General features: G+C 37.0%; 4 protein-coding genes and 1 tRNA gene. 3 read left to right on the top strand and 2 right to left on the bottom strand.

Going from position 1 to position 6136, the window contains the following annotated elements:
- Positions 1-27 precede the first annotated feature (27 nt).
- Both AC07XN_RS10390 and AC07XN_RS10385 read right to left on the bottom strand, forming a co-directional pair.
- On the bottom strand, positions 28-1347 hold the full coding sequence (locus AC07XN_RS10390) for a phage integrase SAM-like domain-containing protein (protein ID WP_494743011.1): 1320 nt from the start codon (positions 1345-1347) through the stop codon (positions 28-30).
- Between the two features lie 291 nt (positions 1348-1638).
- Positions 1639-1723, bottom strand: a tRNA-Ser gene (locus AC07XN_RS10385).
- A 235-nt stretch (positions 1724-1958) separates the two neighbouring features.
- Between AC07XN_RS10385 and msrB the strand changes: the two genes are divergently transcribed.
- From msrB to hemF, 3 genes are all read left to right on the top strand, one after another.
- A complete protein-coding gene (gene msrB / locus AC07XN_RS10380) occupies positions 1959-2432 on the top strand; it encodes a peptide-methionine (R)-S-oxide reductase MsrB (protein ID WP_309921406.1) in 474 nt (157 codons plus the stop codon).
- A gap of 152 nt (positions 2433-2584) precedes the next feature.
- Positions 2585-5158: a penicillin-binding protein 1A gene (locus AC07XN_RS10375; protein ID WP_494743010.1), complete on the top strand. Its 2574-nt coding sequence runs from the start codon at positions 2585-2587 to the stop codon at positions 5156-5158.
- Positions 5159-5230: 72 nt separating this feature from the next.
- Positions 5231-6124, top strand: coding sequence for an oxygen-dependent coproporphyrinogen oxidase (gene hemF / locus AC07XN_RS10370; protein WP_494743009.1), 894 nt, complete (start codon positions 5231-5233; stop codon positions 6122-6124).
- The last annotated feature ends 12 nt before the right edge of the window (positions 6125-6136 follow it).

Below are 6136 nucleotides of genomic sequence, written 5' to 3'. Positions count from 1 at the left end.
ATATTAAGGATTTTTAATGTTATTAATTTACTGTCCCATATTTGAAAATATACCACTTATATTAGATAGTTTCAAATTCTCTTGTTCCTGAGCTTCTAAGAAAGCCATATACTTCTTACTTTTCTGAATTTCAATTACAACCCTTCTTTCATCAGCTTTTCCATACTTACTTAAATATCTAAGGTTTTTAATTCCTAGTAAAACCATAACACCGTCTGTACTCCAACCTTTGTCATTCAATAACCAATCGACTAGGGTTTTTCTACCAGCTTTAATACTAATTTTTTGGACAAGCATTTCAGGAAATTCTAATTCTGCTGCGATAAGTTTAAGATGATCATTCATTGTCGCATTTGATTTTATAGGTAAGTTGGCCCATCCATCGTACTTATTTAGAATTTCTTCTACCTCGGCAAAATACGGTACTTTAGCAACTACTTTTGTTTTAATTCTGGATTTGTAAATCCACATTTTTCCATCGATACCTAATTTGTAGTGCTTTTCTTTAACCTTTTCATCTTTAGCAGTCTTTATTATTTCAATTAAATCAGCATAGTGAAAGCCCGTCTTACAAAAAATGATAAATAAATCTGCTACTTCTTGTTTAGCTTGTGTTCTAAATTTGTGATTTTTAAGTTGTTGAAACTGAAATTCGGAAAGGTAAATAAAATCATCAGCCTCTGGTTCAATAAATGTTATGTCAGCAATAGGATTAATGTGGCAGCCATCTACATTATTTGCCCCCCAAGTTGCAATTTGTTTGACTACTTGACATCTCTTGTGCACAGTTAGCGGAGCATATTTTTCATGGGTTTCCATCCAAAACCTAAAGGACTTTAAGTAAGTAGGAGTAAATTCTGAAATTGTTAATTTAGGAGCTTTCTTATATAGGAAAAAATTAAGTAAACTATCCCTTACATTTCTATATTTTGTTAAAGAACCCAAACTTAATTTTTTTCCGTACAATTCAGGGTCTTTCACAAATTTTTGCCAAGCATCTGCTACCTCGATAAAACTCGGTTCTACTATAATTTTTTCTTCAGGAAGAGGTTTCCCAAAATCCAAAATTGTTTGTTTTAATTTCTTAACATCAAAAGGTTCATTTTTTCTTTTTAACAAATTGTAAGCAAAGTGGATGTCCGATTCAATTTGTGAAAGCGTTTCATTTTTTAAACTTGCTAAAGGGTCATCATTTTTAATCCTTTTATTTAAAGTATCCCAATTATCTGATAGAATCTTGATGTTTGTTGAACCAAGCTCTATTCTTTCTCCATTGTAACTGATTTTGGTGTAAATTTTTGAGTAGGACGGATTGCTACAACTGTGACGCATAAATAGAATTTCCATACGGTGTCCTAGGATTTTTTTTTCATGTGGTAGATATTAAATTAAGTGTTGAACATTTAATCTAAAAAAATCCACTTGTTGCTAAAAAGTTATTTGTTTAATGCCGAAAAGTGCCACCAGACGTTTTACAAGTGCCACCACTTTTGCCACCAGAATATTTTTGGCTGAGATATATTTCTTTTGAATTGTAGGAGCTTAAGACAGGGAAAAGGCTAGAAAATGCCTAAAAACAAAAAATCCTACCTTTTTGAGGTAGGATTCTGCTCAAATATAACAAAAAATTTGACCTTGTAGAGAGTGAGGGATTCGAACCCCCGGACCTGTTACAGTCAACAGTTTTCAAGACTGCCGCAATCGACCACTCTGCCAACTCTCTTCGTTTTTGATGATGCAAAATTAGTACTTTCTTTCTTTTTGTGCAACTTTAAAGTAAAAAAAATATCAAAAAAAAATAACAAACAATTAACTAGTGCTGATTATCAGGGAGATAAAATAAAAAAAACTTTTATACTTTTTTTTTCGTATATGATAATATAGAGTAGCTGAGGGTCTCCTAGGCATGTTTTATTAAACCAAATCCCTTTTGGAGACAGGGGACATACAATCTTAATATGAAAAATCTACTATTATCACTATTTATTGCTGTTATTACAGCGGCCTGCAAAGGTTATACACAGGAGGAAATGCCTCAAAAGTTTGAAATTGAGAAATCGGATGAAGCATGGAAGAAAGCATTAACACCTGAGCAATTCCGGATTACTCGAAAGAAGGGAACCGAAAAAGCTTTTTCGGGCAAGTATGTATATAACCATCAGATAGGAACTTATCACTGTGTGTGTTGTAAGCAAGAGATTTTTACGTCAAATACTAAATTTGAAGCTGGCACAGGTTGGCCATCTTTCTGGAGTCCGATAAGTAATACTAATGTATTGGTGGTCTCGGATGATAGCGGAGGGTTGTCGCACGAAGAAGTAATCTGTAGCAAATGTGGGGCACACTTAGGGTATCTTTTTGACGATGGCCCTAAACCAACAGGAAAACGTTATAGTATTAATTCGCTATCGTTGGCATTTGAAAAAAAATAATCAAGAAAAATAATCAAGTTGATTCATACGCTTATTAGTGTATGAATCAATTTTTTAACATTAAAGCTTTCATTTTCTATCTTAATTCACTCCCTAATCTAAAAGTTTTGTCGTAAATTGTCACCTATTTTAGTTTGATAAATAAGTGCGTGATGAACAAGATAAAACAAATCATTCAAAATCTTAGTGTTATTCTTCAAGCAACTCTATTGAATTCTCTGCATTGGCTTTGGCTTCAAACAGATAAATTGTTGGTAGGATTACTAGGTGAAGAAAAAGTACAATCATTTTACAAACGCCTTGATAGCATTAAGGCTTATTTTTCAGATTTTAAACATAGCTTCGATAAAGAGTCTACCTATTATCGTCCGATAAAAACTCTCTGGAAATCTTTTGCGTGGACGGTCTTCGCAGGTGCGTTTTACCTTTTTTGTATCCAAACAAACTTTTTGTGGCTAACGGGCGAGATGCCTTCGGTAGGTGAATTACAGAACCCTAAACTATCGCAGTCATCAGAGATTTACTCAGAAGATAATGTTTTGATGGGTAAGTTCTTTCAAGAAAACCGTACTCCTGTTAAAAACTATAAAGACCTCTCTCCTTATTTAGTAAAGGCATTGGTGGCTACTGAAGATGCCCGCTTTTACCAACATTCTGGAATTGACTTTAGGGCCGTATTTGGGGTAGCTGTAGGGATTGTTACAGGTGCTAGCGAACGTGGAGGGGGAAGTACTATCACGCAACAATTAGCTAAAAACCTTTTTAAAACCCGTAAAAAACAAGGTATTTCAAAGAAGGGCTTATTTGGATATGTCCCTGTGTTGGGCAAATTCGTCATAAAGACCAAAGAGTGGTTAACGGCTATTAAGCTTGAAAGATATTATACCAAAGAAGAAATCATTCTATGGTATCTGAATACGGTTGATTTTGGAAGTAATTCTTATGGGATAAAAGTAGCCGCCAAGACCTATTTCAATACGTCGCCAGATAGCTTAAATGTGCAAGAATCTGCGGTGTTAGTAGGAATGCAGAAGGCTACTAATACATATAATCCAAGAAGAAATTACGAAAAATCACTGAAAAGACGCAATACTGTATTGTCGCAAATGTTAAAGTATGGTTATTTAACCAAAGTGAACTACGACTCCCTGTCAAAATTGCCGATTACTTTAAAAATTAATGAGGAGTCGCCTTATGATGGTACTAGTAATTATTTCAAAACGGCAGTAGCCAAGGCTTTGAAAGAATGGGCTGATACAAGTGATGTAGATTTAGATTTGTATAGAGATGGTCTGAAAATTATTACTACTGTAGACTCAAGGATGCAAATCTATGCAGAATCGTCCCTACAAGAAGGAATGAGGGTTTTGCAAAAAACCTTTGATAACCACTGGGCAGGTAAAAATCCTTGGTCAGATGAAAAAGGAAACGAGATTCCCGGTTTTATCGATACCGTAGCCAAGCGTACAAGCTATTATAAATCGTTGGCAGTAAAATACAAGAACAACCAAGATTCTATTTGGCATTACATGAAAAATGTAAAGCGTAAAATGTGGGTATATTCAAGAAATGGGTCGGGCGAAGAGCAAATGACGATGAGTGCCTACGATTCTATTGTGTACTATAAACGCTTTTTACAAGCTGGTATGATGAGTATGGACCCTTTTACTGGGCACATCAAAGCGTGGGTAGGTGGGCTAGACTTTCAGTATTTCAAGTATGACCACGTCAATCAAGGACGCCGTCAGCCGGGTTCTACTTTCAAGCCCTTTGTATATACTACTGCCATTGATGGACCTAAAGATATGTCCCCTTGCTCGCAGATTACGGATGAACCTTTTGAAATAGAAGTAGAAGAGAAAGGCGAGAAAAAAATATGGCGCCCACATAATGCAGATGGTAGATTTACTTATCAGACGATGTCGTTGAGGCGAGCCATGGCACGTTCAATCAACTCGTGTGCGGCATGGCTTACCAACGAAGTTGGCCCCGATTCCGTCGTGTATTATGCCCATAAAATGGGTATCAAAAGTCCATTGGCGGCTGTGCCTTCTATTGGGCTTGGGTCAAATGATGTTACCCTCTTTGAAATGGTCGGTGCGTATGGTTGCTTCTTGAACGAAGGAATGTACACACAACCCATGCTAGTAGTTGAGATTCAAGATAGAAACGGGAATACGATTCATACTTTTGAGCCTGAACGTCATCAAGCTATCAGAAAAGAATCTGCTCAGTTGATGAGATACATGCTAGAAGGAGGACTTGAAGAACAAGGGGGTACTTCGCAAAACCTTTGGTCGTTCAAAGATTTATTTGATGGTAAAGACCGCTATAAATCACGTTTTGCAGGTAAAACGGGTACTACCTCAAACCACTCTGATGGTTGGTATATGGGTTTAACCAGTAATTTGGTAACTGGTACATGGGTAGGAGGTGATGACCGCTCTATTCACTTTAGGAGTGGGGCGTATGGGGAAGGTTCCAAGACGGCACTGCCGTTGTTTGGGCGGTATATGTCTAAGGTAATCAAAGACCCAACCCTCGAGGCTTATCATCCCGTACCTTTTGAAAAACTGGATATTAAGCGTGTAGGCAAGACATTCAATTGTGTGACAAGATATGCAGCAGTAAATGATTCAACCAGTGCTGATAGTAATGGTGTACGGTCTGATTCACTGGCACCGATAAGACAAGGGGAGGCTAAGGTAGATAGTAGTAGGAATTAAGAAACCTCACCCTATTCTCTCTCTGAAGCAGGTGTGGGATAGGGTAAGGTTTTTATTTAAAAAATTAAAACTATGACAAAAGAAAGCATCTCGGAATACTTTAAGGAATTACAAAATCAGATTTGTATTGCCTTGGAAAATGCCGATGGAAAAGCAACTTTTCATGAAGACAACTGGCAACGTGAAGGTGGCGGTGGCGGACGTAGCAGAGTAATTCAACAAGGAAATGTCATCGAAAAGGGTGGTGTAATGTTTTCGGCTGTTTGGGGAGACCTCCACGAGAAAATGTTGGCTTCGATGGGTTTAACGGAAAAAGTCGACTTTTTTGCGACAGGCGTATCGATTGTATTACATCCACATAGCCCTAAAGTACCGATTATTCACATGAATGTGAGGTACTTTGAGATGTCTAACGGAACCTATTGGTTTGGCGGAGGCATAGACCTTACCCCACATTATGTAGTAGAAGAAGATGCCGTTTGGTTTCATCAATATTTAAAGAATGTTTGCGACAACCATAATGAGGCTTACTATCCTAAATTCAAGACTTGGGCGGATGATTATTTCTTTAATACGCATAGAAATGAAACACGAGGTATTGGAGGAATATTTTTTGATTATCAGAAGCCTAACGAGAGCCGTAATAAAGAGCAATTGTTTGCTTTTGTAAAGGCAATTGGTGAATCTTTTGCACCGATTTATACCCATTTCATGCAAAAGAACAAAGATTTACCTTTTACTGAAGAAGAGAAAACTTTCCAGATGCTTCGTCGTGGACGTTACGTAGAATTTAATTTAGTGCATGACAGAGGAACCAAATTTGGACTAGAAACCAACGGAAGGACGGAATCAATCCTGATGTCGATGCCACCTATGGCACAATGGGTTTATGATTTTAAAGCCGAGGAAGGTTCAGAAGAAGAAAAAACATTGAACTGGTTAAAGAAAGGTGTGAATTGGGTTTAGAGGATTCTCTAA

The organism is Arcicella sp. GW458-12-2-14-TSB2 (assembly GCF_059423785.1).
Note: the sequence above shows the minus strand (reverse complement) of the source record. Positions and strands in the feature narration are given on the sequence as shown.

What these genes read in the sequence shown, in the direction of transcription:
- AC07XN_RS10390 (WP_494743011.1), bottom strand. Translation starts at nt 1,347, where the DNA reads ATGGAAATTCTATTTATGCGTCACAGTTGTAGCAATCCGTCCTACTCA.
- msrB (WP_309921406.1), top strand. Translation starts at nt 1,959, where the DNA reads ATGAAAAATCTACTATTATCACTATTTATTGCTGTTATTACAGCGGCC.
- AC07XN_RS10375 (WP_494743010.1), top strand. Translation starts at nt 2,585, where the DNA reads ATGAACAAGATAAAACAAATCATTCAAAATCTTAGTGTTATTCTTCAA.
- hemF (WP_494743009.1), top strand. Translation starts at nt 5,231, where the DNA reads ATGACAAAAGAAAGCATCTCGGAATACTTTAAGGAATTACAAAATCAG.